The 26,762-nt window shown below is 61.6% G+C and carries 28 protein-coding genes; 11 read left to right on the plus strand and 17 right to left on the minus strand.

Translation table 11 applies throughout. The features are described from left to right. Window positions 1-318 precede the first annotated feature (318 nt). The 3 genes from BT179_RS15020 to BT179_RS15030 are packed head-to-tail and all read right to left on the minus strand — an operon-like array spanning window position 319 to window position 3,379. Window positions 319-1,305 carry an alpha-L-glutamate ligase-like protein gene (locus tag BT179_RS15020; protein ID WP_072431838.1) on the minus strand — a complete coding sequence of 329 codons (987 nt, stop codon included), beginning with the start codon at window positions 1,303-1,305 and terminating at the stop codon, window positions 319-321. After that, window positions 1,305-2,837: an osmotic stress tolerance membrane protein RloB gene (locus BT179_RS15025; protein WP_072393169.1), complete on the minus strand. Its 1,533-nt coding sequence runs from the start codon at window positions 2,835-2,837 to the stop codon at window positions 1,305-1,307. The genes BT179_RS15020 and BT179_RS15025 overlap by 1 nt, the downstream gene beginning before the upstream one ends. Window positions 2,838-2,842: 5 nt before the next feature. Further along, on the minus strand, window positions 2,843-3,379 hold the full coding sequence (locus BT179_RS15030) for a retropepsin-like aspartic peptidase RloA (RefSeq protein WP_072393166.1): 537 nt from the start codon (window positions 3,377-3,379) through the stop codon (window positions 2,843-2,845). Between the two features lie 281 nt (window positions 3,380-3,660). On the opposite strand from BT179_RS15030, the gene BT179_RS15035 reads away from it, so the two are divergent. The 5 genes from BT179_RS15035 (at window position 3,661) to prpF (ending at window position 10,500) form a co-directional block, all read left to right on the plus strand. Beyond that, complete coding sequence (locus BT179_RS15035) at window positions 3,661-4,374, plus strand: GntR family transcriptional regulator (protein WP_072431839.1); 714 nt, start codon at window positions 3,661-3,663, stop codon at window positions 4,372-4,374. Continuing rightward, complete coding sequence (gene prpB, locus BT179_RS15040) at window positions 4,371-5,261, plus strand: methylisocitrate lyase (protein WP_072431840.1); 891 nt, start codon at window positions 4,371-4,373, stop codon at window positions 5,259-5,261. Before BT179_RS15035 ends, prpB begins: the two co-directional genes overlap by 4 nt. 58 nt (window positions 5,262-5,319) lie before the next feature. Beyond that, window positions 5,320-6,447, plus strand: a complete 1,128-nt coding sequence (prpC, locus tag BT179_RS15045; protein WP_072431841.1) for a bifunctional 2-methylcitrate synthase/citrate synthase — start codon at window positions 5,320-5,322, stop codon at window positions 6,445-6,447. 198 nt (window positions 6,448-6,645) lie between these two features. After that, window positions 6,646-9,237: a Fe/S-dependent 2-methylisocitrate dehydratase AcnD gene (gene acnD / locus BT179_RS15050; protein ID WP_072431842.1), complete on the plus strand. Its 2,592-nt coding sequence runs from the start codon at window positions 6,646-6,648 to the stop codon at window positions 9,235-9,237. Between the two features lie 69 nt (window positions 9,238-9,306). Further along, complete coding sequence (gene prpF / locus BT179_RS15055) at window positions 9,307-10,500, plus strand: 2-methylaconitate cis-trans isomerase PrpF (protein WP_072431843.1); 1,194 nt, start codon at window positions 9,307-9,309, stop codon at window positions 10,498-10,500. 112 nt (window positions 10,501-10,612) lie between these two features. Here prpF and BT179_RS15060 read toward each other — a convergent pair whose 3' ends face one another. The 10 genes from BT179_RS15060 to soxR all read right to left on the minus strand — a co-directional run bounded on the left by BT179_RS15060 (window position 10,613) and on the right by soxR (window position 18,093). Next, the gene (locus tag BT179_RS15060) at window positions 10,613-11,506 is read right to left on the minus strand and encodes a metal ABC transporter solute-binding protein, Zn/Mn family (RefSeq protein WP_072431844.1); all 894 of its coding nucleotides are present in this window, start codon (window positions 11,504-11,506) and stop codon (window positions 10,613-10,615) included. Then, on the minus strand, window positions 11,507-12,406 hold the full coding sequence (locus tag BT179_RS15065) for a metal ABC transporter permease (protein WP_072393143.1): 900 nt from the start codon (window positions 12,404-12,406) through the stop codon (window positions 11,507-11,509). It lies immediately after the preceding gene. Next, entirely contained in the window at window positions 12,406-13,173 is a 768-nt protein-coding gene (locus tag BT179_RS15070) for a metal ABC transporter ATP-binding protein (protein ID WP_072431845.1), read from the minus strand. The genes BT179_RS15065 and BT179_RS15070 overlap by 1 nt, the downstream gene beginning before the upstream one ends. Then, window positions 13,170-14,099, minus strand: a complete 930-nt coding sequence (locus BT179_RS15075; protein ID WP_072393137.1) for a metal ABC transporter solute-binding protein, Zn/Mn family — start codon at window positions 14,097-14,099, stop codon at window positions 13,170-13,172. The genes BT179_RS15070 and BT179_RS15075 overlap by 4 nt, the downstream gene beginning before the upstream one ends. Window positions 14,100-14,133: 34 nt before the next feature. After that, on the minus strand, window positions 14,134-14,709 hold the full coding sequence (locus tag BT179_RS15080) for a DUF6162 family protein (RefSeq protein ID WP_072393134.1): 576 nt from the start codon (window positions 14,707-14,709) through the stop codon (window positions 14,134-14,136). Next, entirely contained in the window at window positions 14,706-15,032 is a 327-nt protein-coding gene (locus BT179_RS15085) for a hypothetical protein (RefSeq protein ID WP_072431846.1), read from the minus strand. The genes BT179_RS15080 and BT179_RS15085 overlap by 4 nt, the downstream gene beginning before the upstream one ends. After that, on the minus strand, window positions 15,029-15,574 hold the full coding sequence (locus tag BT179_RS15090) for a thiamine pyrophosphate-binding protein (protein ID WP_072431847.1): 546 nt from the start codon (window positions 15,572-15,574) through the stop codon (window positions 15,029-15,031). Before BT179_RS15090 ends, BT179_RS15085 begins: the two co-directional genes overlap by 4 nt. After that, window positions 15,571-16,785, minus strand: coding sequence for a PepSY-associated TM helix domain-containing protein (locus BT179_RS15095; RefSeq protein ID WP_072393125.1), 1,215 nt, complete (start codon window positions 16,783-16,785; stop codon window positions 15,571-15,573). The genes BT179_RS15090 and BT179_RS15095 overlap by 4 nt, the downstream gene beginning before the upstream one ends. Before the next feature lie 294 nt (window positions 16,786-17,079). After that, a complete protein-coding gene (locus BT179_RS15100) occupies window positions 17,080-17,538 on the minus strand; it encodes a VOC family protein (protein WP_072393122.1) in 459 nt (152 codons plus the stop codon). 102 nt (window positions 17,539-17,640) lie between these two features. Further along, window positions 17,641-18,093, minus strand: a complete 453-nt coding sequence (gene soxR, locus BT179_RS15105; RefSeq protein ID WP_072394099.1) for a redox-sensitive transcriptional activator SoxR — start codon at window positions 18,091-18,093, stop codon at window positions 17,641-17,643. Window positions 18,094-18,186: 93 nt separating this feature from the next. On the opposite strand from soxR, the gene BT179_RS15110 reads away from it, so the two are divergent. From BT179_RS15110 to BT179_RS15130, 5 genes are all read left to right on the plus strand, one after another. Further along, on the plus strand, window positions 18,187-18,552 hold the full coding sequence (locus BT179_RS15110) for an antibiotic biosynthesis monooxygenase (RefSeq protein WP_072393118.1): 366 nt from the start codon (window positions 18,187-18,189) through the stop codon (window positions 18,550-18,552). A gap of 113 nt (window positions 18,553-18,665) precedes the next feature. After that, window positions 18,666-18,935, plus strand: coding sequence for a hypothetical protein (locus tag BT179_RS15115; protein ID WP_072393115.1), 270 nt, complete (start codon window positions 18,666-18,668; stop codon window positions 18,933-18,935). 95 nt (window positions 18,936-19,030) lie between these two features. After that, window positions 19,031-19,645, plus strand: coding sequence for a LysE family translocator (locus tag BT179_RS15120; RefSeq protein WP_072393113.1), 615 nt, complete (start codon window positions 19,031-19,033; stop codon window positions 19,643-19,645). A gap of 158 nt (window positions 19,646-19,803) precedes the next feature. Then, on the plus strand, window positions 19,804-20,970 hold the full coding sequence (locus BT179_RS15125; protein ID WP_072431848.1) for an aminotransferase class V-fold PLP-dependent enzyme: 1,167 nt from the start codon (window positions 19,804-19,806) through the stop codon (window positions 20,968-20,970). Between the two features lie 43 nt (window positions 20,971-21,013). After that, window positions 21,014-22,822, plus strand: coding sequence for an aminopeptidase P family protein (locus BT179_RS15130; RefSeq protein WP_072431849.1), 1,809 nt, complete (start codon window positions 21,014-21,016; stop codon window positions 22,820-22,822). 8 nt (window positions 22,823-22,830) lie between these two features. Here BT179_RS15130 and BT179_RS15135 read toward each other — a convergent pair whose 3' ends face one another. Both BT179_RS15135 and BT179_RS15140 read right to left on the minus strand, forming a co-directional pair. Continuing rightward, entirely contained in the window at window positions 22,831-23,421 is a 591-nt protein-coding gene (locus tag BT179_RS15135) for a 2-hydroxychromene-2-carboxylate isomerase (RefSeq protein ID WP_072431850.1), read from the minus strand. A 33-nt stretch (window positions 23,422-23,454) separates the two neighbouring features. Next, window positions 23,455-24,183, minus strand: coding sequence for an SDR family oxidoreductase (locus BT179_RS15140; protein ID WP_072431851.1), 729 nt, complete (start codon window positions 24,181-24,183; stop codon window positions 23,455-23,457). A gap of 90 nt (window positions 24,184-24,273) precedes the next feature. Here BT179_RS15140 and BT179_RS15145 point away from each other — a divergent pair, with 90 nt between their 5' ends. After that, window positions 24,274-24,843, plus strand: coding sequence for a TetR/AcrR family transcriptional regulator (locus tag BT179_RS15145; RefSeq protein WP_072431852.1), 570 nt, complete (start codon window positions 24,274-24,276; stop codon window positions 24,841-24,843). Window positions 24,844-24,853: 10 nt separating this feature from the next. Here the strand turns inward: BT179_RS15145 and BT179_RS15150 are convergent, their stop codons facing one another. Both BT179_RS15150 and rhtA read right to left on the minus strand, forming a co-directional pair. Then, the gene (locus tag BT179_RS15150) at window positions 24,854-25,135 is read right to left on the minus strand and encodes a hypothetical protein (protein ID WP_072431853.1); all 282 of its coding nucleotides are present in this window, start codon (window positions 25,133-25,135) and stop codon (window positions 24,854-24,856) included. Between the two features lie 166 nt (window positions 25,136-25,301). Further along, a complete protein-coding gene (rhtA, locus tag BT179_RS15155) occupies window positions 25,302-26,189 on the minus strand; it encodes a threonine/homoserine exporter RhtA (RefSeq protein WP_072393095.1) in 888 nt (295 codons plus the stop codon). Window positions 26,190-26,762 lie beyond the last annotated feature (573 nt).

Here is a 26,762-nt window from a genome sequence, read left to right on the forward strand (position 1 = left end):
GGCGGGGCGGGTCAGCCATTCAGGCGGGGGAGCGATTGTAATCCCCCGTAGGATTTGCTCCTAGGGGGATGTCGGAGATGAGCACGTCTGTGGCTGTCGAAGATGACTGCGGGGAACATTTGTGATGAGAACATCCTGTGGCGAGGGAATTTATCCCCATTGGGTTGCGAAGCGACCCCAGACAGGTAGTGCAACCACCCTGATGTATTGGGGTGGCAGCTTTTGGGGATACCACGCAACCCAGCAGGGATAAATCCCCTCGGCACAAGTTCACAATGTCCCGGTCCAGACAATTGGCATTGTTCAGGATTAGAGGGATCAGCCCTCAACCGGCGGGATATGCCCGAACAGCTTCTGGGCAAACGCCACGCGCTCTTCCACGGTTTCCACGACGCCCCGTGCCTGGAGCTCCTCCAGGTGCGCTTCCACCGCATGGGTACGCAGGGTCAGGCCGCAGTCGTTGGCGATCTGGATGTTCAGCCCTGGTCGGGCGTTCAGTTCCAGGATCAACGGCCCTTTCTCCTGGTCCAGCACCATGTCGACGCCGATGTAGCCCAGTCCGCACAGTTCATAGCAACCGGCGGCCAGTTTCATGAAACCGTCCCAGTAGGGCAGTTGCACGCCGTCCACCGCGTTGGTGGTGTCAGGGTGTTTGGTGATGATGTTGTTCAGCCAGGTGCCGCGCAGGGTCAGGCCAGTGGCGAGGTCCACGCCGACGCCGATGGCGCCCTGGTGCAGGTTGGCCTTGCCACCGGACTGCCGGGTCGGCAGCCGTAACATGGCCATCACCGGATAACCCATCAGTACGATGATGCGAATGTCCGGCACGCCCTCGTAGCTGATGCTCTTGAAGATCTGGTCCGGGGTCACGCGGTACTCGATCAGCGCCCGGTCACGGTGCCCGCCCAGGGAATACAAGCCGGTGAGGATACTGGAAATGTGATGCTCGATTTCCTCGTGGCTGATGATCTTGCCGGACACGGTGCGGTAGCGGCCCTCGAAACGGTCGGCGATGACGATGATCCCGTCGCCGCCGGCGCCCTGGGCCGGCTTGATGACGAAGTCGGTGCGCCCGCCGATGATGCCATCGAGCTTGTCGATCTCCTTCTCGGTGGAAATGATTCCGTACAGCTCCGGCACATGGATGCCGGCGGCGATGGCCCGTTCCTTGGTGATGATCTTGTCATCGACGATGGGGTACAGGCTGCGCTTGTTGTATTTGAGCACGTAGTCGGCATTGCGCCGGTTGATGCCCATGATGCCCCGGGCTTCCAGGGCCTTCCAGGTTTTCCAGAGGCCGAACATTACGAGTCAGCCTTGACGAAGGCCTTGAACCGTACCAGCTCGGTCAGGCGGTAGCCGCGGTAGCGACCCATGGCCAGCATGAAGCCCACCAGGATCAGCAGGATGGCCGGGAAGGTGAACACGAAGTAGACCAGTTCCGGCACGCTCATGATCAGGTGCGCCAGGGACGCGGCGAACAGCGTGCCGATGGCCACCTTCATGGCATGGCCGGCGCCGCGCTCTTCCCAGGTGATGGACAGGCGTTCGATGGTCATGGTCAGGATCACCATCGGGAACAAGGCCACCGACAGGCCGCGCTCCAGGCCCAGCTTATGGCTGAGCAGGCTGATGGCGGCGATCAGCACCACCACGAATGTCAAGACCACCGAGAGTCTTGGCAGCATCTGCAGCTTGAGGTGCTCCAGGTACGAGCGCAGCGACAGGCCCAGGGTGGTGATCACCGTGAACAGGATGATCCCGAAGCCCAGTTGGGTTTCACGGAAGGCCAGTGCGATCAGCACCGGGGTGAAGGTGCCGAGGGTCTGCAGGCCGATCAGGTTGCGCAGCACGAGGATCACCAGCACGCCGATCGGGATCATGACCATGATCATGAAGGTCTGCTGGGTCTGCAGGGGCAGGCCGTAGAGCGAGTATTCGAGGAAGTTGGCGTCGGTGTTCTCGTCCGTCAGCTTGGCCAGGCGAATGGCGTTCATTTCGCTGTTGTTCATGCTGAACGTGACGGTGGCTTTCTTGCCGCCATCGACGGTGATCAGGTTTTCATCGCCAGTCCACCACAGCAGGCGGTCGGTGGGCAGCCCCTGCTCGCCGGTGTCCGGGTTGAAGTACAGCCAGTCGGTGCCGTTGAAACTGCGCAGCCACAGTTCGGGCGTCTGCGGCTGGTCGGCCACCAGGCGGATGGTGTGGACCTTTTCCACCGGCACATGGGCGATGGACAGCACCAGCTCGACGATCCTTGCCTTGTTGCCCGAGGAGACGTCGCCGGCCAGCAGCAGCTTGACGTTGTCGTCGTTGAGGTTGTTGACCCGCTTGATGGCTTCGCTGATGAAGGTCTCGACGTCGGCAGAGTGCTGGCGGATCGGCGCGAGCAGTGCTTCGGCGGCGATCTTCTCCGGGCCTTCGACGGCGATGCTGTCGCGGAAGGTCGGGCCCTTGACCTTGGTTTTCTCGGCGCTGTAGCGCTTGGTCAGCACCAGGCGGTAATACAGGGTCTGGTTGCCCTTGGCCCGGCGGGCCGACCAGGTCACCTTGCGGTTACCGTCGATCCGGTTCACCGCCACGCCATAGTTGTTGGAAATGAAGCTCTCGTTGAGGCTCACATAGTCGCGGCTCAGGGGCGGCACGAACATCTGGACCTTCACCGGATCCTTGGCGTTGGGCACGAACTCGACCTTGGCGTCGATGTTCCACAGGTCGTCGGTGGCATCTTCGGTCACCGGGATGCCGAGCACGAAAATCTGATAGGCCGTCACCGACAGGCCCAGCACCACCAGGATGGCGATCAGCATTTTCAGATGGAGGGTAAGGGAGCGCATTGGGATTACTCTGCGGTTTGAGCGGCATTGGCGCAGGCGGGTTTGCCGGCAGCGTATTTGAGACTGGGGTCGACCAGCGCGTCGAAGCGTTTGAGCGCCTCGGAGCCGATCAGCAACGGGTATTGGAATGCACTGCGGTCGGTCAGGTTCACTTCGATGCTGCGCAGGGCCGAGCCCATGCAGATATCCAGTTCGATGACCGGCCGGGCCGTGTATTTCTTGCCTTCCTCCGGGTCGTAGTCACCGGCGCGGCGCTTGATCTTGCTGACCCGGGCCAGCGGGCGTTCGATAGGGTGCGAATGGGCCGCGTCGATGGCGAGGTAAAAGCGGACCCAGGATTCGCCGTTGCGCTTGAAGCGCTTGATGTCACGGGCGCTGAGGGACGCGGTCTTGGCCCCCGTGTCCAGCTTGGCGGCGACTTCCAGGTCGATGCCCTGGAGTGCCGCATATTCGTTCAGGCCGTACACGGTCTTTTCACCCGCCGCGGCAAAGCCAGGCAGGCAAATGAAACACAGGACAGCGGAGAAGGGCTTGAATGTCATAGATCCTGGTGCGCAGCGGTCCGTTTATCGGTTCAGGCCCTGGCATTACTGCACAAGCTCCCTGGCGGCCTTCTTTAATAAGAAGAGACTGGCGAATAGCGGCGGCATTCTAGCACGGTGGTTTTCTGACGCCACCGCTGGCAGGACGCTACGAGCCCGCCCTGCGGCCGGTTATGCCAAGGCATCTTGTTAGACGATTGTCGACAATGTCTATATTTGCTTTGACCTTCACCCTGCTATTGGCTATTTTTCGGCGTATTGATTTTCAAGGTGTCGACAATATGCTCGATCAGCTCGAAACCCCGGTCGTTGCCCAGGACGACTCGGAAACCCTTTCCGAGAACGTCTTCCGGCGCATCCAGGCGGCCATCGTCAAAGGTGAGATCGCACCCGGCAGCAAGATCTCCGAGCCCGAGCTGGCCCGCACGTACGGCATCAGCCGCGGTCCCTTGCGCGAAGCGATCCATCGCCTGGAAGGCCAGCGCCTGCTGGTGCGTGTGCCTCACGTCGGTGCCCGGGTGGTGTCCTTGAACCATGCCGAACTGCTGGAGCTCTACGAAATACGAGAGTCCCTGGAGGGCATGGCCTGCCGCCTGGCGGCCGAACGCATGACCCTGCAAGAGATCGACGAATTGCGCCGCGTACTGGAAACCCATGAGCGCGACGCGGCGTTCCAGGCCGGTGTCGGCTACTACCAGCAGGAAGGGGATTTCGACTTCCACTACCGGATCATCCAGGGCAGCGGCAACCGCACCCTCACGCAGATGCTCTGCGGCGAGCTGTACCAGTTGGTGCGCATGTACCGCATCCAGTTTTCCACCACGCCCAATCGTCCGCGCCAGGCCTTTGCCGAGCACCACCGGATACTCGATGCCATCGCCGACCGTGACGGCGAGCTGGCTGAATTATTGATGCGACGGCACATCGGCGCATCCAAACGCAACATCGCGCGTCATTACCAGGACAGCGCCGCCACTGAACGAGGTGAGTCATGAGTTCCAGCAAGAGCACGCCAGGCCAGCGTTTTCGCGAGGCGGTCGCCACCGAGCACCCGCTGCAAGTGGTGGGTACCATCAACGCCAACCATGCGCTGCTGGCCAAACGCGCCGGTTTCAAGGCCATCTACCTGTCCGGTGGCGGCGTGGCCGCAGGTTCCCTCGGCGTGCCGGACCTGGGCATCACCGGCCTGGATGACGTGCTGACCGATGTGCGTCGGATCACCGATGTCTGCGACCTGCCGCTGCTGGTGGATGTGGACACCGGTTTTGGTTCCTCGGCGTTCAACGTGGCCCGTACCGTCAAGTCGATGATCAAGTTCGGCGCGGCGGCAATCCACATCGAAGACCAGGTGGGAGCCAAGCGCTGCGGCCATCGTCCGAACAAGGAGATCGTCTCGCAGCAGGAAATGGTCGACCGCATCAAGGCCGCGGTGGATGCCCGCACCGACGACAGTTTCGTGATCATGGCCCGCACCGACGCCCTGGCGGTGGAAGGGCTGGAGTCGGCCCTCGATCGCGCTGCCGCCTGCATCGAGGCCGGGGCCGACATGGTCTTTCCCGAAGCCATCACCGAACTTGAAATGTACAAGCTGTTCGCCAGCCGCGTGAAAGCGCCGATCCTGGCGAACATCACCGAATTCGGCGCGACACCGCTGTACACCACCGAGCAACTGGCCGGCGCCGACGTCTCCCTGGTGCTGTACCCGCTGTCGGCCTTCCGCGCCATGAACAAGGCGGCCGAGAACGTCTACACCGCGATCCGCCGAGACGGCACGCAGCAGAACGTCATCGATACCATGCAGACACGCATGGAGCTTTACGATCGTATCGACTACCACACCTTCGAGCAGAAGCTCGATGCGTTGTTCGCTGCGAAGAAGTAAGGCGCCCATTCCCTGCAACTTGCCGATTCCCTACAAATTCAAAAATTGGAGAAAGCAAATGGCCGAAGCAAAAGTACTCAGTGGCGCCGGGCTCCGTGGCCAGGTGGCCGGGCAAACCGCATTGTCCACCGTGGGCCAGTCGGGCGCCGGCCTGACCTATCGTGGCTATGACGTGCGCGACCTGGCGGCCGATGCGCAATTCGAAGAGGTGGCCTACCTGCTGCTTTATGGCGAACTGCCGACCCAGGCCCAGCTGGATGCCTATATCAGCAAGCTGCGCCAGTTGCGGGACTTGCCCCAGGCCTTGAAGGAAGTGCTGGAGCGTATTCCTGCCGACACTCATCCGATGGATGTGATGCGCACCGGCTGTTCGTTCCTGGGCAACCTGGAGCCGGAGAAGGATTTCTCCGAGCAGCATGACAAGACTGACCGCCTGCTGGCCGCGTTCCCGGCGATCATGTGCTACTGGTATCGCTTCAGCCATGAAGGCCAGCGCATCGAATGCGTGACCGACGAAGTGTCCATCGGCGGCCACTTCCTGCACTTGCTGCACGGCAAGAAGCCGAGCGAGCTGCACGTCAAGGTGATGAACGTGTCGCTGATCCTGTACGCCGAGCATGAGTTCAACGCCTCGACCTTCACCGCCCGGGTGTGCGCCTCCACGCTCTCGGACCTGTTTTCCTGCATCACGGCAGCCATCGGCTCGCTGCGCGGCCCGCTGCATGGCGGCGCGAATGAAGCGGCGATGGAAATGATCGAGCGCTTCCAGTCGCCGGAGGAGGCGATCAAGGGCACCCTGGCGATGCTCGAACGCAAGGACAAGATCATGGGCTTTGGCCACGCCATCTATAAGGACAACGACCCGCGCAACGAGGTCATCAAGGGCTGGTCCAGAAAACTTGCCGATGAGGTGGGCGACACGGTGCTGTTCCCGGTTTCCGAAGCCATCGACAAGACCATGTGGGAACAGAAGAAGCTGTTTCCCAACGCCGATTTCTACCACGCTTCGGCTTATCACTTCATGGGCATCCCCACCAAGCTGTTCACGCCGATCTTTGTCTGCTCGCGCCTGACCGGCTGGGCCGCCCACGTATTCGAACAACGCGCCAACAACCGCATCATCCGCCCGAGCGCCGAATACACCGGCGTCGAACAGCGCAAGTTCGTGCCAATTGAACAACGCTGAGCTGGAGGGTTTTAGCCGCCGGAACTGAATGACCCCGAAACCCTGTGGAAGCGAGCTTGTTCGCGATTGCGCACTGACATTCAACGTCGATGTCGACGGATGCACCGCTATCGCAAGCAAGCTCGCTCCCAGTGGCCGGAGGGTGACTTCAAATCCTTCGCCAACCCCTTCTGAAACCACCGTGACCGAGTCCTGACGATGAACACAGAATTTCGTAAACCGCTGCCCGGCACCGCCCTGGATTATTTCGACGTTCGCGCCGCGGTGGATGCCATCTGCCCTGGCGCCTACGATGGGCTGCCGTACACCGCCCGCGTGCTGGCGGAAAACCTGGTGCGTCGCTGCGAGCCGGCCACGCTGCGTGAATCGCTGCTGCAATTGATCGAGCGCAAGCGCGACCTGGACTTCCCGTGGTTTCCGGCCCGGGTGGTATGCCATGACATCCTTGGCCAGACGGCCCTGGTGGACCTGGCCGGCCTGCGCGACGCCATCGCCCAGCAAGGCGGCGATCCGGCGCAGGTCAACCCGGTGGTGCCGACCCAACTGATCGTCGACCACTCCCTGGCGGTGGAAAGCGGCGGTGCCGATCCCCAGGCATTCGCCAAGAACCGCGCCATCGAAGACCGGCGCAACGAAGACCGTTTCCACTTTATCAACTGGACCAAGAAGGCCTTCAAGAACGTCGATGTGATTCCGCCCGGCAACGGGATCATGCACCAGATCAACCTGGAGAAAATGTCTCCGGTGATCCAGCAGCGTGACGGCGTCGCGTTCCCCGATACCTGCGTGGGCACCGACAGCCACACTCCCCATGTCGATGCGCTGGGCGTGATCGCCATCGGAGTCGGTGGGCTGGAAGCCGAAAGCGTCATGCTCGGTCGCGCCTCGTGGATGCGCCTGCCGGAAATCGTCGGCGTCGAGCTGACCGGCAAGCTGCAACCGGGCATCACCGCCACCGACATGGTGCTGGCGCTGACCGAATTCCTGCGCAAGCAGAAAGTCGTTGGTGCCTGGCTGGAGTTTTTCGGTGAAGGCGCCAGCGCCTTGACCCTGGGCGACCGTGCGACCATTTCCAACATGGCGCCGGAATATGGCGCCACGGCGGCCATGTTCTATATCGACCAGCAGACCATCGATTACCTGAAGCTCACCGGACGCGAAGACACGCAGGTGCAGCTGGTGGAAACCTATGCCAGGCACGTGGGGTTATGGGCCGATAGCCTCAAGGGCGCGCAATACGAGCGTGGCCTGACTTTCGACCTGTCCTCGGTGGTGCGCAACATGGCCGGTCCGAGCAATCCGCACGCCCGCGTCGCGGTGTCGGACCTGGCCGCCAAAGGCATCGCCGGGCAATGGACCGAAGTGCCGGGGCAGATGCCCGACGGTGCTGTGATCATCGCCGCCATCACCAGTTGCACCAATACCAGCAACCCACGCAACGTCATCGCAGCCGGTCTGCTGGCGCGCAATGCCAATCGCCTGGGCCTGACCCGCAAGCCATGGGTCAAGTCGTCCCTGGCGCCCGGCTCGAAGACCGTGGCGCTGTACCTGGACGAAGCCGGCCTCACCCCTGAACTCGAAAAGCTGGGCTTTGGCGTGGTGGCGTTCGCCTGCACCACCTGCAACGGTATGTCCGGAGCGCTGGATCCGGCGATCCAGCAGGAAATCATCGACCGCGACCTGTATGCCACCGCAGTCCTGTCGGGTAACCGCAACTTCGATGGGCGAATCCATCCGTATGCCAAGCAGGCTTTTCTCGCCTCGCCGCCGCTGGTGGTGGCCTACGCCATCGCCGGGACCATCCGCTTCGACATCGAGAAGGATGTGCTGGGTGTGGTGGACGGTCGGGAAATCCGTCTCAAGGACATCTGGCCGAGCGACGAGGAAGTCGATGCCGTGGTCAAGGCCTCGGTGAAACCGGAGCAGTTCCGCCAGGTGTACATCCCGATGTTTGCCATCCAGGAAGACACCGGGCCGAAAGTGACGCCACTGTACGACTGGCGTCCACAAAGCACCTACATCCGCCGTCCGCCCTACTGGGAAGGGGCACTGGCCGGTGCGCGGCCGCTCAAGGGCATGCGCCCGTTGGCGGTGCTGCCGGACAACATCACCACCGATCACCTGTCGCCGTCCAACGCCATCATGGCGGACAGTGCGGCCGGGGAATACCTGGCCAAGATGGGCCTGCCCGAAGAGGACTTCAACTCCTACGCAACCCACAGGGGCGACCACCTGACCGCGCAACGCGCCACCTTCGCCAACCCGAAACTGTTCAACGAAATGGTCCAGGAAAATGGCAAGGTCAAGCAGGGCTCCCTGGCCCGGGTGGAGCCGGAAGGCAAGGTCATGCGCATGTGGGAAGCCATCGAGACCTACATGGGACGCAAGCAGCCGTTGATCATCATCGCCGGTGCCGACTACGGCCAGGGTTCGTCCCGGGACTGGGCGGCCAAGGGGGTGCGCCTGGCCGGTGTCGAAGCGATCGTCGCCGAAGGGTTCGAGCGCATTCACCGCACCAACCTGGTGGGCATGGGCGTATTGCCGCTGGAGTTCAAGCCGGGCACCAACCGCAAGACCCTGGGCATCGATGGCAGTGAAATCTATGACGTGATCGGCGAGCGCACACCTCGGGCGACCTTGACCCTGGTGATCACCCGCAAGAACGGTGAGCGCCTCGAAGTGCCGGTGACCTGCCGCCTCGATACCGCCGAAGAGGTGTCGATCTACGAAGCCGGTGGCGTGCTGCAGCGTTTCGCCCAGGACTTCCTCGAGTCGGCGGTTGCCGTTTGAGTCTGCTGCGCGGGTGTGGGATTCGAGACCCCTTGCCCGCGGGCTTCAACATTCAGGAGTAGGCGCATCATGGCTCACGCCCCCCAAATCAGAATTCCCGCTACCTATATGCGTGGCGGCACCAGCAAAGGCGTGTTCTTCAGCCTGCAGGACCTGCCCGAAGCCGCCCGTGTCCCGGGTGCCGCCCGGGACGCCTTGCTGCTGCGGGTGATCGGCAGTCCCGATCCGTACGAAAAGCAGATCGATGGCATGGGCGGTGCGACGTCCAGCACCAGCAAGACCGTGATCCTGTCCAAGAGCACCCGGGCCGACCATGACGTCGATTACCTGTTCGGCCAGGTGTCCATCGACAAGCCGTTCGTGGACTGGAGCGGCAACTGCGGCAACCTGTCGGCGGCGGTGGGGTCATTCGCCATCGGCAGCGGCCTGGTGGATGCCGCTCGCCTGCCGGAGAACGGCGTGGCGGTGGTGCGGATCTGGCAGGCCAATATCGGCAAGACCATCATTGCCCATGTGCCGATCACCGATGGCGCGGTGCAGGAAACCGGCGATTTCGAACTCGACGGCGTGACCTTTCCGGCAGCCGAGGTGCAATTGGAATTCATGGAGCCGGCGGCCGAGGAAGAGGGGGGAGGAGGATCGATGTTTCCCACCGGCAACCTGGTGGACGACCTGCAAGTGCCTGGTGTCGGTACGCTCAAGGCAACTCTGATCAACGCCGGCATCCCGACGATCTTCATCAACGCCCGAGACGTCGGTTACACCGGTACCGAACTGCAAGGCGCCATCAATGGCGATCCCAAGGCCCTGGCCATGTTCGAAACCATTCGTGCCCACGGTGCCTTGCGCATGGGCCTGATCAAGCACCTGGACGAAGCCGCCCAGCGTCAGCACACGCCGAAAGTAGCGTTTGTCGCGCCGCCAGCGGATTACCTGTCCTCCAGCGGAAAAGCCGTGGCGGCAGGGGATATCGACTTGCTGGTGCGGGCGTTGTCCATGGGCAAGTTGCATCACGCCATGATGGGCACTGCCGCCGTGGCCATCGGCACTGCGGCGGCTATTTCCGGCACCCTGGTGAACCTGGCTGCCGGGGGCATCGAACGCAACGCCGTGCGCTTCGGCCATCCCTCCGGCACTTTGCGCGTTGGCGCCGAGGCCAGCTTGGTGAACGGCGAATGGACCGTAAAAAAAGCCATCATGAGCCGCAGCGCGCGGGTGTTGATGGAAGGGTTCGTGCGGGTGCCGGGGGATGTTCTGAACTGAGTCGAAAAAGCTGTGGGAGCGAGCTTGCTCGCGATAGCGCTGTATCAGCCGACACCAATCTTGAATGTGCCGGCCTCTTCGCGAGCAAGCTCGCTCCCACAAGGGATGGCCGTCAGCCTTCCGTCAGCGCGGCGACGACCAGCCCCACATTACTCTCCAGCTCCGCTACCGGATCGGCGGCATCGGTGCTGAGCACCAGCAATCGGCTGCCGCCCTCGGCAATGGCTGCCTTCAGCGCATCCGAAGGCTGGCGATGATGGAGCACCAGCGCCACGTCGTTGTCCTTCAACGTCGCACTCAATTGCTTGAGGGTTTCGGCGGTCCATTCGGCATCGGGCCGGGTATCGGTGCTGATGGCGTCCAGGTTGAGCCCGCTGATCAGGTAGCCGAAATGCTCGCTCAGGCTGACCACGCTCAGGTTGTCGGCATTGGCGAGCTGTTTTTCGCTGTCGGCGCTGAGCTTGAGCAGACGCTGCTTGAGGGCCGCCAGGTTGGTATCGATCCTCGGTTTGGCCGTCGGGGCCAGTCGCACCAGATCGGCGGCGATCACATCGGCCATGCGGCCCAGGTTATGACTGGCCATCCACGGCTGGCTCGCCAGGCCGTCGGCCATTCCCGGTTGCACGGCGATACCGGGCAGGGCGCCATCCACCGGGCGCGCGGCGTCGATTTCGACGACGCGGATATTGCTGCGTCGGGCCATGGGATACAGCGGATCGTCCGGCCATAGCGAGCGCAGGCCGATCACCGCGTCGGCGTCACTGGCCAGCTTGCTCAGCGCCGCTGCGCCCCGGCCGCTGAAGTAGGCACTCTGGCGGGTGCCGGGCAGGTTGGCGGGGGCGGCTCGCTCCAGGCTGACATCGGTGCCCTTGAGCAAGGCCTCGCTCAATCCATAGGTAACTGGCAGAGATGCCAGCAGACGAACCTTTTCGCTGGCGAATGACGAGGTGGCGGCCACGCCGCACAACGCGAAGGCCAGGGTCAGTTGTCGCAATGAAAAAACCATTTATCCAAGATTCCCTTTGAGGCTGGGGACGACGCCACGGGCGATGGCGCTCAGGGCGAAGGCGATGCCGGCCACCAGGATGATCGCGGCACCGGATGGGATCGGCAGGTCGAAGACAATTGGCGCAAGAATCCCGCACAAGGTACTGAGGGTCGCGATCAGTACCGAACACCAGAAGAAGCCTTTCAACGATTGGCTGAGCAAGCGTGCCGCCGCGGCGGGAATCACCAGCAACGCGCCCACCAGAATGGCCCCGATGACTTTCACTGCCGCTACGGTGATCAAGGTCACCAGGACCACGAACAGGTAATCCAGGGTCTTGACCGCCACACCGCGCACCGCCGCCAACTGCGGGTTGAAGCTGGCGAGCATGATGCGGTTGTACAGCGGCAAGGCCAGCGCCATCACCAGCGAGCCGACCACCGCCAGCACCAGCAGGTCATTGCCGTTGACCGTCAGCACCGAACCGAACAGCACGTTCTCCAGGATATGCACGTTGATCTTGCCGGCCAGGATCAACAGCAGGCTGGCGCCCAGGGCCAGGGAAACCGACAGGAAGACGCCGATCAGCGTGTCGGGGGCCAGGCCGGTGCGGTTGCGCAGGTAATTGAGAAGGATGCCGAACAGCAGGCAGTAGCCGAACAGACTGCCGTAGGGGCCGGTATAGGGTTCGCCCAGCAGAATGCCGATTGCCACGCCGGTCAGTGCGGCATGGCCCACGGCCTCGGAGAAGAACGCGAAACGCTTGACCACCACCAGCGTGCCGAGGCCGCCCAGTACCGGGCCGATCAACAGCCCGGCCAACAACGCATTGACCACGAAACCGTAGGCCAGCGCCTCGGGCAGGTAACCGGACGAGGCCCAGGCCTGCACCGTCAGACGAAAGGCTTCATAACTCATCAGGCAGCACTCCCGTTGCTGTGTGGATGAGGGGGGCGCGGATGCGTGGAAAACAGTGATAGCAACCGTTCCGGCGTCAAGGCCTGGCGCGGCGGGCCGTCGAACAGTACCCGGCGATTCAATCCGGTGACACGGTCGGCCAGGCGCCCGACGGCTTCCAGGTCATGTTCGATCCACAGCACGGTGACACCCGCCAGGCGCCAGTCCTGCAGCAACCGCTCGAAAACCTGGATGCCAGCCTCGTCCAGGGCCGACATCGGCTCGTCCAGTACCAGCAGTTGCGGCGAGGGAATCAACCCTTGGGCCAGCAACACCCGCTGGCGCTCGCCGCCGGACAGCGCGCCCATGCGGCGCTTGCGTTTGTCTTGCATGCCGACCCGCTCCAGAGCCTGGCCGATGGCGTCGGTGTAATGCTTGCTCAAGCCGAGAAAGGCGGGCTTGCGCTGACACATCGCCGCCATGAAGTCATCCACGGTCATGGGCAGGCCACGATCGAATTCCAGCGCCTGGGGCACATAGCCGATGACGCCGGGTTCGCCTGGCCATTGCAGGCTCAGCTGTCCCTGGTGGGGCATCTGCCCGAGCAGGGTCTTGATCAATGAGCTCTTGCCGCCGCCGTTGGGGCCGACCAGGGCGTGGACGCTGCCGGCCTGCACCTGGAAAGCCACGCCGTCGAGAATGAGCGTGCGGCCCAGGTTCAGGCTGACGTCGGCGAATTCGACCAGGGGTCCGACGCGTTGCAGGGTGAGGGTTTCCTGGACGGTCATGCGCCGGACTCCTGGATTGCCCGGACCACGGTGTCGAGGTTGCCGGCCATCTCCTTTTCATATTTCTCGGCGCTGTATTCACCGTAGGAAATGTGCGAAAGCGGATACAGCTTCACTCCGGATTCACGCTGGATGGTGTCGACATAGGTGGACGGGAAATCCATCTCCGAGAAGATCACCTTCACGTCCAGCTCCCGGAGTTGATCGATGGTTTTCTTCAACTGGCTGGGGCTCGGTTCGATGCCATGTGCCGGCTCCACCACGGCGGTCACTTCCAGGCCGAATTCACGCAGCAGATAGTCGTAGGCGGCATGTACCGTGGCGACCCGCAGTTCGGCGTTGGGTGCCTGGGTCAGCTTCGCCAGGGCGGCGGCGCGCATCTGCCGCAGGCGCTTGCCATAGGCACGGGCGTTCTGGGTGTAGGCCTGGGCGTTGTCCGGGTCGAGCTTGCCCAGTTCCCGGGCAATGTTGTTGACCTGGGCAATGGAGGCACTGATGGACAGGAAGGTGTGCGGGTTCACCACCTTGCCGGCTCCCCGGGCGGCTGTACCGGTGGCGGCCAGCAGGGGAACGTTCTCGTTGGCCTCGATCACTTTCACGTCCGGGGTTTCGCTGGCGGCGATCATCCGGTCGGCGAAATCGTCATGGCCGACGCCATTGAGCACGACCACATCCAGACCGCTGATGCGCTTGATGTCCTCGGCGCGTGGTTCATAGGCATGGGGATTGAAACCGGCGGGGATCAGCGGCACTACTTCAGCCTTGTCGCCGACGATGTTGGCGACGTAACTGTAGTAAGGGTGCAGGGTAATGCCGATGCGCAGGCGCTTGGCGGTTTCGGCGTTGGCCGGGGCGGTGAACAGGCAGGCCAGCAGGCCGATCAGCAGCAGGCGTAGCAAGGGCTGGCGTTGAGATGCAATAGACATGGGCGAGCGGTCTTCTCTGCAGTGAGACGTGGGGTCAGTGCCGGTGCTGGCGCGTTACGCCGGCATCGAACTGCGCGACGATCTGTTGCCAGCCCGCGGCGGACAGGGTGCTGTCGTCCAGCGCGCCGGGGGGCGCGAGCGGGGTGCCCCGGTTGAGCCAGATATCAGGGGCTGCGTCGGACGTTTCGCTGATGCGCATCAGAAACGAACCGGCAATGGAGGCATTGGCACTTGCACCGAAGTAGGCGTGGTCCTCCAACCGTTGCCAAGCGTGGCCGCCCCGGCTGACGGAACTCGCGTCCTTGGCGAAAGGGGCAAAGCCTTCATCGGCCAGGACCTGCGGACTGGGCAGCGCCTGTTGCTCCTCGCGCAACAGGCGGATCTCATCCAGGGTCACCCGCAGGTCGGCATAGATGCCTTGTTCGGCGGCGCTGAGATCGCGGCGGGCGTCGATCTGGTGAGCGGCGAGGTGGCTGACATCCTGGGTTTCTCCATGCAAGGCCACGACCGAACCGGCCACAAGGACGATGAACAGGCACAGCAGCAATACGTAGAGTGTTTCATGGCCCGCGCCTGCGGGGCGGATGACCTGAGTGGTGGCGTTGCTCATGGGGCCTCGATGTCGGCTTGGTCGATTTCCACCACGTGGCCAGGGCCTGCGTCGAAGAGTACGTAGAATTCGGTGTCCGGTTTCTTGAAGGTCAGTTTCGAATCGGCGCCGAGCTTGCCCGGCACCAGGATGGTTTCGTCGTAGCCGATCACGTCCAGCGTCACGCCGGGAGCGCCACTGCCGTCGGAAAAGCCGCCGGTGCACTGGATCTGCTCGGCATCGATGGCCTTGCATTCGCACATGGGGTTGTGGGCCTGGACGCCGGCGCTGAAACCGACGCACAGGAGCAGCGCCAGGCTGCGCAGAGAGGTGTTGTGGGTCATGGTTGGGTTCCGTGGGTCTTCAGCCAGGCAATGGTGGCCGGAGAAGCCTGGCTCAGGGGAATGGAGGCCTGGTGCATCGAGCCGTCCCAGCCTTCGAGGGTGAGCCACAGTTCGGCGTCGGGCTGGGTCTTCTTCGGCACCGGCAACCAGGCGCCCATGCGATAGGGCGAACCGAAGAAAATCACTCCGGCGGCTCGCAGGCTGCGAGGCTTGCCGATGCGCAGGTAGGTGGCCTTGACCTGGCTGATGCAGCTTTGGCAAAGCGCGGCGTTGAATTGCTTCATGTGCCCGGCCGGGCCGTCGGCACGCGGGGCTTCATCGCGAAATTCGGCCAGTCGCACGCTCCAGGGACCGACCTGGATTTCGCCGACCTCCCGTTCGCCGAGGCCGGAATCGCCCCGGAACAGGGCCGCTTCGGAAAAGTACTTGGGCATGAAGCCCAGGGGAATCAGCAGCAACAGCACGTTGAGATGGAAGCGCCATTTCTGCCAGAACAGGGCCAGGCGAGAGGGAGAGGGTGGTGCCACGGTGGTCTGGCTCACAGGTTGCCCTCCGGTGATTCACGATTGATGGACGGTTGCAGCGGGCGGACGGCCTGAGGCGCGCGCGGGGCTTTATGACTGCGCTTGAAGGCATTGGCGGTGGCCAGGGCGGTGCGTTTGGTCCAGATCAGCAGTCCGCTGAGGACCATCATGCTCAGGATCAGGCCGAAGAAAAACCAGATGAGTTTGATCCAGAGCCCGCCGAAGTCCCCGGTGTGCAACGGGCGCATCGACTCGGTGACGAACTCCAGCGCCGTGCGATCCGACAGCAACCGCGAGGCCGCCACCTCGCCTGTATAGGGATGGATCGTGGCGGTCTGGAACATCAGCGGGTACCAGCCGCGCCCACCGATCTCCAGGTGGCTGTAGGCATTGCCGGGCATGCTGATGAAGCTCGCTTCCAGGCCAGGAATCTGTTGCCGGGCGATCTCGACGGCCCGGTCCAGGCTCAGTTGCGGCGGTGGCAGGCCGTCGGTCGACAAGGGCACGCTTTCACGGGAGACGGCCGGTATTACCGGGGCGCTGGAAATGGAAATGTGGTTATCGCCCAGCACGGCCTGGATCAGGAACCAGGTGCCGGTAATGGAGATGACTGCGATGAACCAGATCGACCAGATGCCGCTGAGGCGGTGGAAATCTCCCCAGAAAATCCGTGCACCGTGGCGCAGGCGCAGAGTCGGATGGAAGAATCCTTTCCAGAACCGCTTGTAGACCACCAGCCCGGTCACCAGGGAGGCCAGCAGCGGCAGCCCCAGGAACGAGACCAGATACCAGCCCCAGCTGTAACCGTTGGTGAACGGCACCAACCACCATCCATGCAGGGCGCGGGTGAAGGCCCTGAAGTTGAACACCGGCGCCGAGCCCTGGACGATCCCGGTGTACGGGTTGACGTAGACGGTGTCGGGACGGCCGTCGGGGTAGGTTACCTTGGCCTCCAGGGCGAAATGCGACTCGTCCGGACGGGCGATGCTTAGCACCTGGGTCTGCGGCTGGGCGCGCTTGATGGCGGCGACGACCTGGTCGTAGCTGAGCCGTTGGGCATCGTCCGAGGGTTTGCTGGCGCGCATGTCCGGGTTGACCAGCCAGACGATCTCCTGGCTGACCACCGCCAGTGTGCCGGTGACGCAGACGATGAGTACAAAAAACCAGATGGGCAGCGCCAACCAGCTATGCACCAGGAACCAGAGTTTGGAGCGGGACTTCTTTGACATGGCTGAACGTCTTGATCCGATGAAAGGTTCCGTATCGCGGGCTTCGCAACAGCGTGAACCATGAAAAACAGGCCGTGGCTTTTGCCGACGCGGCCTGTTGCATCTAATTAAGACGAACGAGCAGAGGAAATCCCGAAGATAAAGATGAAAGAAAATGTTTCGCGTTTACCGAACGCGCCCGGCCTTTGCAGATGAGCCTGTGCGCGAGAGTGACGTGTCGGTTGGCAGTCTCTGTGCCGTCGGACCGCAGTGCTCGCGAACAGGCCTGGGTGATTGCAGGGATGAGCAGGGAAATCAGTTTTGCTGGAACATCTCCCTGGCCCGCTGTTCGATCTGCTCCTGGGTCAAATCCTCTTTATGGGTTGCCAGGAACCACACGTGCCCATAGGGATCCTTCAGGGAACCGCTGCGGTCGCCATAGAACTGATCCCTGACTTCGCAAATCACGGTTCCACCGGCGGCGATCGCCTGGGCAAACAGGCTGTCGACGTCCTCGACGTATAGATGCAGGCCCACCGATGGCGATTGATCGGGATTGCTCAGCGGGCCCTGATCGCATGGCGTGCCGAGCATGATAGGGCTGCCGCCGATCCGCAGTTCGGCATGACCGATGCTCCCGTCGGGCATGGCCAGGCGCATGACTTCGGTGGCATTGAAGGCTTTTTTATAGAAATCGATGGCTTGCGCAGCTTCTTTGATGCCCAGGTAAGGCGTGACGCTGTGGAAGCCTTCTGGAATGGCTTTGACGCCCATGACATTTCTCCTTGTTCCCATACGACGAAGAGACCTTCGTCGATTTGCGCTTCACCACTATAGGGCAGCGACCTGGAGCCGACTTTTGCGCCGACGAACGTTTCAGGTCTGATCCAGCAGATGAGGGCCCGGTCCACGCTTGCCCAATACGTCCCCCTGGTTGCGCAGCGGACACGCTTGCATCGACAGGCACCCGCAGCCGATACAACCTTCGAGCCGGTCACGCAGTGCCACCAATTGATTGATGCGTTCGTCCAGGTCGCGACTCCATTGTTGCGACAGGCGCTTCCAGTCGGCAGCCGTCGGGGCTTGGTCGGCGGGCAGGGTTTCCAGGGCCCGGCCGATTTCCGCCAGGGGGATACCCAGGCCCTGGGCCGCCTTGATCAGCGCCACGCGCCGTAACACGCCCCTGGGATAGCGTCGTTGGTTGCCCTGGTTGCGGGTACTCCTGATCAGCCCCTTTGCTTCATAGAAATGCAAGGCAGTGACCGCGACGCCGCTGCGGGCGGCCACCTGGCCTACGGTGAGCGCTTTGTGGACATCGATCTGCGTCATGATCATTCACCGCTTGACCTTGAGTTAACTGGAGGTTTTACCCTGCACGCCTTCGGATCGCAAGATTCGCCCCACCTGTATCGAGGAACCGTCATGCACGTGCCTGGGAACAATCGCAGCTTTACTCAACTGATCGAATTCGACATCGAACCGCAATGGCAGCCGACATTGATCCTGGCGCTGTCGGAACGGATCGAACGCCTGGCTCGGGATCAGCAGGGGTTTCTAAGCGCCAGTATCCAGGCCAGCGAGGATGGCAGGCGTGTACTCGGCTACTTGCAGTGGCGAACCCGCGAGGCGGGCCAAGACGCGTTTCGATGCTTTGAAAGCGGTGACGAGGATTTCTGGCAATTGATTCCGGCGCACCGGGTCAGGGCGGTGACGTTCGGCTCGTTCCAGGTGGTGCGCAGCATCGAGCGCAGCCCGGACAATGCGCTGCATTGCCAATTGGTCGTCTGAGCGCAGCGACGGGATCCGAAGCGGCGATACCCACTATCGAGAGGGTTGATTTCTGCCCCGCGAGGCTGGCGGGTAGCCTTTGTTCCATCACCTCGGAACACTGGACACTCGCCATGAATCGTATCCTTGCTGTCTTGCTGTTGTCGGCCATCGCCGTATTGAGCGGTTGCGCCAGTTCCTCGCCTGAATTGCGTCCCTACACCGCCGAAGAAACCCGTGAACTGGCGCTTGAAGCCTTGAATCGCCGGGGACTGTCGTTCGATGAATATCATGCGAAAAAAGCCGAGTTGCTCGGTCCATCGCAGAAGAATTCGAGCTTCGATGACCGTGGCGAGATGAGCGCTGAGCAGACCGTACAGAAGCTGCCAGGTAGGCCAAGCTGAGCGACTGTACTGCTTGAAGTTTCACTCAACTGTCCATGGGTTTGGGTCGAAACGTCGGGTAGGGTCATTACCCGACCACCCGATGGATTCCTGCCATGACCCTTTCGCTTGATCTGCTGCTGGGCTTTGCCCTGTTTGCCCTCGTGACCTCGATCACGCCTGGCCCCAACAACACCATGTTGCTGGCTTCGGGTGTCAATTTCGGATTCAACCGCACCATTCCTCACATGCTGGGCATCACCTGCGGGTTCTTTTCCTTGGTGCTGGCGGTGGGCCTTGGCCTGGGGGCGGTGTTCCAGACTTATCCGTTGCTCTATACCGTGCTGCGCTACGCCGGCGCAGCCTACCTGCTGTACCTGGCCTGGAAAATCGCCCACTCCGGTCCGGTCTCGGACAGCCGGACGGGGGAGCAGACACCTATCAGCTATTGGGGCGCGGCGGCCTTCCAATGGGTCAACCCCAAGGCCTGGATCATGGCTATCGGCGCTATCAGTACATACACGCCGCTTCAGGGTTATTTCTTCAATGTGGTGGTGATTGCCGCGGTGTTTGCTCTGATCAACTTGCCCAGCGTGAGCCTGTGGGTGGTGTGCGGCAGTCTCTTGCGCAATCTGCTGCGTGATCGCCGCTGGTTGCGGTTGTTCAACTGGGGCATGGCCCTGTTGCTGGTTGCCTCGCTGTACCCGTTGTTGCTCGAAAGCATCGGTTGAGGGCTGAGCTTCGACTGGATGCCTGCTAAGCTCGCTGTTCAGGAGCGTTCCTACGCACTTTTAAACGAACTCTCACTTCTTTAAGGTCTTGATCGGGTAACGCCAGTCTCGAACCCAACGAGGGCGCCCGGTCCCGGAACAGGCTCTGCGAGTTTTCCATGAATAAACGTCCTTTGTATTTCGATTATGCCGCCACCACGCCGGTGGATGAGCGGGTCATCCAGGTGATGGTTGAATGCCTGGGCTTCGACGGCAATTTCGGCAATCCGGCCTCCAGCTCCCACGCTTTCGGCCAGCAGGCCCGCCGCTCGGTGGAGCATGCGCGCCGGCAGGTGGCGCAGTTGGTGGGAGCGCAGTCGGAGCAGATCGTCTGGACTTCCGGCGCCACCGAATCCAACAATCTGGCCCTCAAGGGCGTGACCCAGGCGCGCGGGGCGTCCACGGGGCATGTCATTACTAGCTTGATCGAGCACAAGGCGGTTCTCGACACAGTCCGGCAACTGGAAGAGGGCGGCGTTGCGGTGACCCGGCTGGCGCCGGACGCCGATGGCCTGATCGACCCGCAAGCGGTGCGCGAGGCGTTGCGCGAAGACACTTTCCTGGTGTCGCTGATGCTGGTGAACAATGAGTTGGGTACCCTGAACGACGTCGCGGCCATCGGCGAGATCGTGCGTGGCCATGGCGCACTGTTTCATGTGGATGCCGCCCAGGGGGCCGGCAAGGTCAGGATCGACCTGGCCCGGTGGCCGGTGGACCTGATGTCGTTTTCCGCCCACAAGATCTATGGCCCCAAAGGTATCGGCGCGCTTTATGTCGGTGAGCGCGCACGGCCGCGTCTGTCAGCCCAGATCCATGGCGGCGGGCATGAGGGAGGTTTCCGTTCCGGCACGCTCGCAACCCATCAGATCGCAGCCATGGGCGCGGCCTTCGAACTGGCGAATCAGGCGTTCGACGATGAACTCGACAAAATCGCTCGATTGCGCAATCGTTTGCTCGGACCGCTGCTGGCCTTGCCGGGTGTGCGAGTCAACGGCAGTGCGACCCAGCGAATTGCGCATACGCTCAGCCTGACTTTCAATGACGGGGAATTCGACCCGACTGCATTGGGGGTTTCGCTTGCTTTTTCCGCCACGTCTGCCTGCAATTCGGCGAACAATACGCCATCCCACGTGCTGCTGGCCTTGGGGCTCGATGCGCGTGCGGCGGGGCGCACCATCCGCTTGAGCCTGGGACGCTTCACCCGTGAACAGGATATCGACGAGGCGGTACGGTTGATCAAGGCGGCCTGCGCCGCTGCGCCAGCATTCTGGGCCACCACTTCATAAGCCGGACGTCCGGCGCGAACAATAATGATGAACAGGAGAAACGATGAGTACCGAGCCTTTGACCCACGGACTGGTTCCCCAACGCCTGGCCCGAATCCGTGAGCTGATGAGCCGTGAAGGCATCCATTCGCTGCTGGTGCCGTCGGCCGATCCGCATCTTTCGGAGTACCTGCCAGGTTACTGGCAAGGTCGGCAATGGCTGTCGGGGTTCCATGGCTCGGTCGGTACCTTGATCGTGACGGGGGATTTCGCCGGGGTCTGGGCCGACAGTCGTTATTGGGAGCAGGCTACCCATGAGCTGGAGGGGAGTGGGATCGAACTGGTCAAGCTCATTCCGGGCCAACCCGGTCCGTTGGACTGGCTTGCCGAACAAACCCCTGAAGGCGCGGTGGTCGCGGTCGATGGGGCGGTGATGGCCGTGGCGTCGGCGCGGACCCTGAGCGGTAAGCTTCAGGAGCGAGGCGCGCGGCTGCGCACCGATATCGATCTGCTCGACGAGGCCTGGAGCGACCGTCCGGACCTGCCCAACCAGCCGGTCTACCCGCATTTGCCCCCTCACGCGACCGTCAGTCGCGTCGAGAAGCTCGCCAAGCTGCGTGCAACCCTCAAGGAGCGTGGCGCCGACTGGCATTTCATCGCCACCCTGGACGATATCGCCTGGCTGTTCAACCTGCGTGGCGCGGATGTGTCGTTCAATCCGGTGTTCGTTTCGTTTGCCTTGATCAGCCAACAGCAGGCGACCTTGTTCGTCGCCCTGGACAAAATCGACGGTGCGTTGCGCGCGACTCTGGAGCAGGATGGCGTATCCCTGCGCGATTACAGCGAAGCGGCCAGCGCGCTCCGGGAAGTGCCGGACGGTGCGAGCCTGCTGGTCGATCCGGCCCGAGTCACGGTCGGCTTGCTGGACAATCTGCCCAGCGACGTGAAACTGGTGGAAGGGCTCAACCCCACCACGTTGGCCAAATCTCGCAAAAGCCTGGCCGATGCCGAGCACATCCGTCGGGCCATGGAGCAGGATGGCGCGGCGCTCTGTGAGTTCTTCGCCTGGCTGGAAGGTGCCTGGGGCCGAGAACGCATCACCGAGCTGACCATCGACGAACACCTGACGGCGGCCCGCAGGCGGCGTCCGGATTTCGTTTCCCTGAGCTTCAATACCATTGCCGCCTTCAACGCCAACGGTGCGATGCCTCACTACCGCGCCACGGAAGAATCCCACGCGGTCATCGAAGGCAATGGCTTGCTGTTGATCGACTCAGGCGGCCAGTACCTTGGCGGCACCACCGATATCACCCGCATGGTGCCGGTCGGGACGCCCAGCGCTGAACAGAAGCGTGACTGCACGCGCGTGCTCAAGGGCGTCATTGCCTTGTCCAGGGCTCGGTTTCCGCAGGGTATCCTGTCGCCTCTGCTGGACGCCATCGCGCGGGCGCCGATCTGGGCCGAGCAGGTGGACTACGGGCACGGTACCGGTCACGGCGTCGGATATTTTCTCAACGTCCACGAAGGTCCGCAGGTCATTGCCTACCAGGCGGCTCCCACACCACAGACGGCCATGCAGCCAGGCATGATCACATCCATCGAACCGGGAACGTATCGTCCGGGACGCTGGGGCGTACGCATCGAGAACCTGGCCATGAACCTTGAGGCGGGCAGCAGCGAGTTCGGCGAATTCCTCGAGTTCGAAACCCTGACCTTGTGCCCGATCGACACGCGTTGCCTGGAGCCATCGTTGCTGACCCAGGATGAAAAGGCCTGGTTCAACGCCTACCACGCCGAGGTGCAGCGGCGCCTGAGCCCGTTGCTGGAGGGCGACGCGCTGCAATGGTTGAACACGCGAACGATGGCAATCTGATCCACAGATCAACCGAGGGCTTCACGGACGAAGTCCAGCCGATCCTGGCCAAAGAACAACTCTGCGCCAACGAACATGCTGGGGGCACCGAATACGCCCCTGGCAATGGCTTCTTCGGTGGTGGCCTTGAGTGCTTGCTTGATTTGTTCGTCTGCTGTCAGCGCCAGCACCTGGCCAGGGTCGAAGCCGCCTTCATCCAGCACCGTCGCCACGGTTTCCGGTTGGTTGAGATCTCGAGCATCGACCCATAGGGCCTGGAACAGACAATCGAGGAATGCCATGAAACGTTCCGGCTGGCGCATTTGCATGCCAGTCACGGCGCGCATCAATGACAGGGTGTTGATCGGGAAGTAAGGATTGAGCTTGAAGGGCACGCCATAACGCTTGGCGAAGCGCTCCAGGTCCTTGGCCATATGCGCGCCCTTGGCTGGAACGGTCACGGGCGATGCATTGCCTGTCGCCTTGAAGACACCGCCCAGCAGCATGGGGCGATAGACCAGCTCACTGCCGGTATGTGCGCAGAGCAAGGGGAGTTGGGTATACGCCAGATAAGTCGCGGGGCTGCCAAGATCGAAGAAAAACTCTACCGATTTGCTCATGGTCACAGCTCTCTTGTTGTTATGGGGAGGGACTTACCAGCGTTCGCTCCAGGGGCGCAGGTCCAGCTCGAAGGTCCAGGCGTCACGAGGTTGGGTGTGCAGGTACCAATAGTTCTCGGCGATATGTTCAGGATCGAGGATGCCGTCCTCATCCTTGGTCGCGTACTTTTCCGGGAAATTGTCGCGAATGAAGTCGGTGTCGATGGCGCCGTCCACCACTACATGGGCCACATGGATATTCAGGGGGCCCAACTCACGGGCCATGCTCTGGGCCAGCGCTCGAATGCCGTGTTTGGCACCCGCGAACGCGGCGAACCCCGAGGCGCCCCGTAGGCCTGCTGTGGCACCGGTAAACAGAATGGTTCCACGCTGGCGCTTGACCATGCGTTTGGCCACTTCCCGGGCGTTCAGGAAACCGGAGAAACAGGCCATTTCCCAAATCTTGAAATATTTACGGGCGGTTTCTTCGAGAATGCTGCAGGGCACGTTGGCACCGATGTTGAACACGAACGCGTCGATGGGGCCGATCTGGCTTTCGATTTGTTCGATAAGCGCGATCACATCGTCTTCCTTTCGTGCGTCACAGGCAAAGCCGTGGGCTTCGCCGCCCTGGCTGTGTATCGCCTCGATCAATGGTGCGAGTTTATCGGCGCTGCGGCGCGTGACGCAGGCGATGAACCCTTCCTGCGCGAAACGTTTGGCAATTGCGCCACCCGTGGCATCTCCCGCGCCAACAACCAGTACGACCTTCTTGTTATCCATGATCAGCCTCATTGGTAAACGATCGTTAGCTGAACGGACGTTATGCTAAGGTCGGGTATAGGTCAAGGTGAACGATCAGAGGCAGGATTCATGCGTTATTCAGCCAATCACAAAATGGAAACCCGGGAAAAGCTGCTTGCCAGCAGTGCCGTATCCGCCAAGAAATCAGGTTTTTCGACGGTGGGCGTCGATGGGCTGATGAAGGCGATCGGGCTGAGCGGCGGAGCGTTCTATAGCCACTTTTCTTCCAAAGATGAGCTTTTCAAGGCCATCGTAGAGCGGGAATTGACCCACAGCCTGGATCGTTTGAGTGGTGATCATGTTCTGGACGCGGCCAGGTTGGAGCGTTGTCTCAAGCAGTACCTGAGCATGAGTCATGTCGAACAACCTGAAGCGGGTTGCGCACTGCCAGTGCTTGGCGCTGAAATCGCTCGTTCGGATCTACAGGTGCGGGAGACGGCTCAGACTTGGATCTGCCGTTTGCATGAGGGTTGGGCGCAGATACTGGGAAGCGACAGCCTGGCCTGGTCGATCCTGTCGCAATGCGTGGGAGCGCTGGTCGTTGCGCGCATGCTGGTGGCGCCACAGATCCAGCGTAATGTCCTTCAGGCCAGCCAGGAGGAGATCGGCCGTCGAATGGCCGAGCAACGGATTGACTGAAGACCGATGCTTATTTGCAGATGACGATCATGCTGCGGCTGGTATAGCCGGCTGGGTTGAGGCCGAAAGGATAGTCACCTGGTTCTTCGATCGCATCGCCCGACTTGGCGATGATTTTGTAATTCTTCGGGGCGCATGAGTTGGCGGCGCTGGCTAGGCATTGATCCCAGGACGAGGACAGACCGGAGCAGTTGATATGCAAACCTTTCTTGCCACGCTTGACTTCACTTTTCGTGGTCGCCGCGCAACCTGAAATTGCGAGCACGGCGATGAATATCAAAATTCGTTTCATTCCCGTCCTTATGCCGTCGTGCATCTGATGTCCACGTACGGCTGTGTTCGCTTCCGTTTGAAGCGTTCGTGACGTCCTGTATGAAAAATCCATGACTGACATTGGGTTACACGCCTAAACATGGCCTAAAAGCGCGGCAAATGCCAGAGCTTCGTGAAGTCCCGCTTCAATCCGCCGCGACGGCGGGCTTTACAGGGTTGTTCATGGTCAAGGTTGCACCCACCGATGCGAGAATGATGCACGCAATGGCGGCCCATTGAGGCAAAGAAAGGTACTCCTGGAGGAATACGAACCCCGACAAGGCCGCGACGGCGGGCTCGATACTCATCAAGGTGCCGAAAGTGCGGGCGGGCAGGCGGGTCAGGGCGACCATTTCGAGGGTGTAAGGCAGGGCTGTAGACAAGATGGCGACGCCGATGGCGACGGGTATCAGGCTTGGCGTCAGCAGCGCGGCCCCCGCATGAACGATACCGAAGGGAGCGACGAACAAGGCGGCGATCACCACGCCCAACGCGGCGGTCTGGACGCCATTGTCTGCTCCGGCCTTTTGACCGAACAGTATATAGAGCGCCCAGCAGACACCTGCTCCCAGGGCATAGCCTGCTCCTATCAGATCGATGCCCGTACTGGTGGCTCCGGTCGGTATCAACAGGCACAGACCAACCACTGCCAAAGCGATCCAGAGGAAGTCGATTGCCCGTCTCGAGGTGTAGATAGCCACCGCCAGGGGGCCGGTGAACTCCAATGCCACGGCGATGCCCAGCGGTGTCGTGCGAACCGACATATAGAAGAGAAAATTCATCCCGCCCAGCGCCATCCCATAGACGACTACGGTACGTAGGGATTGGGCCGTGAGCTTGGCGCGCCAGGGGCGCAGCAGCAACAGCATGATGAGGCTGGCAAATATCAGTCGCAGGGTCGTGGTGCCTTGAGCGCCTATGACCGGAAACATGCTTTTGGCGAGGGAGGCGCCGGACTGGATGGACGCCATGGCGATCAACAGGAGTGCAACGGGGTATAAGGTGGCTGCCAGAGGGCGATGTGGGGGAGTCATTGAAACGCGTCGTCCAGTTAAGAGTGTGGGAATAATGGATTGAGCAATATATTGCGCACTTGTTGTTGCCCCGTCCATATATAGAACTGCTTTCAGGCAGTAATCGTCGCAAGCGGATAGATAAATCAAATTAAAGGTTGACGGCAGATTCTGAGTCTCTATAATTCGCCCCACTTCCGGCGCAGTCGAAACGTAAAACTTATTGGGATTCAATAAGTTATGAAGTTTTCGGGTGTGCAGGGCTTCAAATCATCGAAGTCCGGAAGGGGGCGGCAGGGGTTGCAGTCAAGTCCCGTCGGCACTTCGATCTTCACGATCGAAGACGCTGGAAAAGAGGTGTTGACAGCAGCGGCTAACGCTGTAGAATTCGCCTCCCGCTGACGAGAGATCGAAAGCGCAAGTGGTTGAAGTTGCAAAGGAAACTTTGAAAACTTCTGAAAATAACCACTTGACAGATGTACGGGGCGCTGTAGAATGCGCGCCTCGGTTGAGACGAAAGGCTCAACCCACCGCTCTTTAACAACTGAATCAAGCAATTCGTGTGGGTGCTTGTGGAGTCAGACTGCTAGTCAA

The organism is Pseudomonas sp. NFACC43 (genome assembly GCF_900119645.1).
Taxonomy (GTDB): domain Bacteria; phylum Pseudomonadota; class Gammaproteobacteria; order Pseudomonadales; family Pseudomonadaceae; genus Aquipseudomonas.

Coding starts and splice junctions, on each gene's coding strand:
- BT179_RS15130 (WP_072431849.1), top strand. CDS start 21,014: ATGAGTACCGAGCCTTTGACCCACGGACTGGTTCCCCAACGCCTGGCC.
- acnD (WP_072431842.1), top strand. CDS start 6,646: ATGAACACAGAATTTCGTAAACCGCTGCCCGGCACCGCCCTGGATTAT.
- BT179_RS15060 (WP_072431844.1), bottom strand. CDS start 11,506: ATGGTTTTTTCATTGCGACAACTGACCCTGGCCTTCGCGTTGTGCGGC.
- prpC (WP_072431841.1), top strand. CDS start 5,320: ATGGCCGAAGCAAAAGTACTCAGTGGCGCCGGGCTCCGTGGCCAGGTG.
- BT179_RS15070 (WP_072431845.1), bottom strand. CDS start 13,173: ATGACCGTCCAGGAAACCCTCACCCTGCAACGCGTCGGACCCCTGGTC.
- BT179_RS15145 (WP_072431852.1), top strand. CDS start 24,274: ATGCGTTATTCAGCCAATCACAAAATGGAAACCCGGGAAAAGCTGCTT.
- BT179_RS15115 (WP_072393115.1), top strand. CDS start 18,666: ATGAATCGTATCCTTGCTGTCTTGCTGTTGTCGGCCATCGCCGTATTG.
- BT179_RS15075 (WP_072393137.1), bottom strand. CDS start 14,099: ATGTCTATTGCATCTCAACGCCAGCCCTTGCTACGCCTGCTGCTGATC.
- BT179_RS15120 (WP_072393113.1), top strand. CDS start 19,031: ATGACCCTTTCGCTTGATCTGCTGCTGGGCTTTGCCCTGTTTGCCCTC.
- rhtA (WP_072393095.1), bottom strand. CDS start 26,189: ATGACTCCCCCACATCGCCCTCTGGCAGCCACCTTATACCCCGTTGCA.
- BT179_RS15100 (WP_072393122.1), bottom strand. CDS start 17,538: ATGGGCGTCAAAGCCATTCCAGAAGGCTTCCACAGCGTCACGCCTTAC.
- BT179_RS15025 (WP_072393169.1), bottom strand. CDS start 2,837: ATGCGCTCCCTTACCCTCCATCTGAAAATGCTGATCGCCATCCTGGTG.
- soxR (WP_072394099.1), bottom strand. CDS start 18,093: ATGACGCAGATCGATGTCCACAAAGCGCTCACCGTAGGCCAGGTGGCC.
- BT179_RS15085 (WP_072431846.1), bottom strand. CDS start 15,032: ATGACCCACAACACCTCTCTGCGCAGCCTGGCGCTGCTCCTGTGCGTC.
- BT179_RS15065 (WP_072393143.1), bottom strand. CDS start 12,406: ATGAGTTATGAAGCCTTTCGTCTGACGGTGCAGGCCTGGGCCTCGTCC.
- prpF (WP_072431843.1), top strand. CDS start 9,307: ATGGCTCACGCCCCCCAAATCAGAATTCCCGCTACCTATATGCGTGGC.
- BT179_RS15135 (WP_072431850.1), bottom strand. CDS start 23,421: ATGAGCAAATCGGTAGAGTTTTTCTTCGATCTTGGCAGCCCCGCGACT.
- prpB (WP_072431840.1), top strand. CDS start 4,371: ATGAGTTCCAGCAAGAGCACGCCAGGCCAGCGTTTTCGCGAGGCGGTC.
- BT179_RS15035 (WP_072431839.1), top strand. CDS start 3,661: ATGCTCGATCAGCTCGAAACCCCGGTCGTTGCCCAGGACGACTCGGAA.
- BT179_RS15140 (WP_072431851.1), bottom strand. CDS start 24,183: ATGGATAACAAGAAGGTCGTACTGGTTGTTGGCGCGGGAGATGCCACG.
- BT179_RS15095 (WP_072393125.1), bottom strand. CDS start 16,785: ATGTCAAAGAAGTCCCGCTCCAAACTCTGGTTCCTGGTGCATAGCTGG.
- BT179_RS15020 (WP_072431838.1), bottom strand. CDS start 1,305: ATGTTCGGCCTCTGGAAAACCTGGAAGGCCCTGGAAGCCCGGGGCATC.
- BT179_RS15080 (WP_072393134.1), bottom strand. CDS start 14,709: ATGAGCAACGCCACCACTCAGGTCATCCGCCCCGCAGGCGCGGGCCAT.
- BT179_RS15110 (WP_072393118.1), top strand. CDS start 18,187: ATGCACGTGCCTGGGAACAATCGCAGCTTTACTCAACTGATCGAATTC.
- BT179_RS15125 (WP_072431848.1), top strand. CDS start 19,804: ATGAATAAACGTCCTTTGTATTTCGATTATGCCGCCACCACGCCGGTG.
- BT179_RS15150 (WP_072431853.1), bottom strand. CDS start 25,135: ATGAAACGAATTTTGATATTCATCGCCGTGCTCGCAATTTCAGGTTGC.
- BT179_RS15030 (WP_072393166.1), bottom strand. CDS start 3,379: ATGACATTCAAGCCCTTCTCCGCTGTCCTGTGTTTCATTTGCCTGCCT.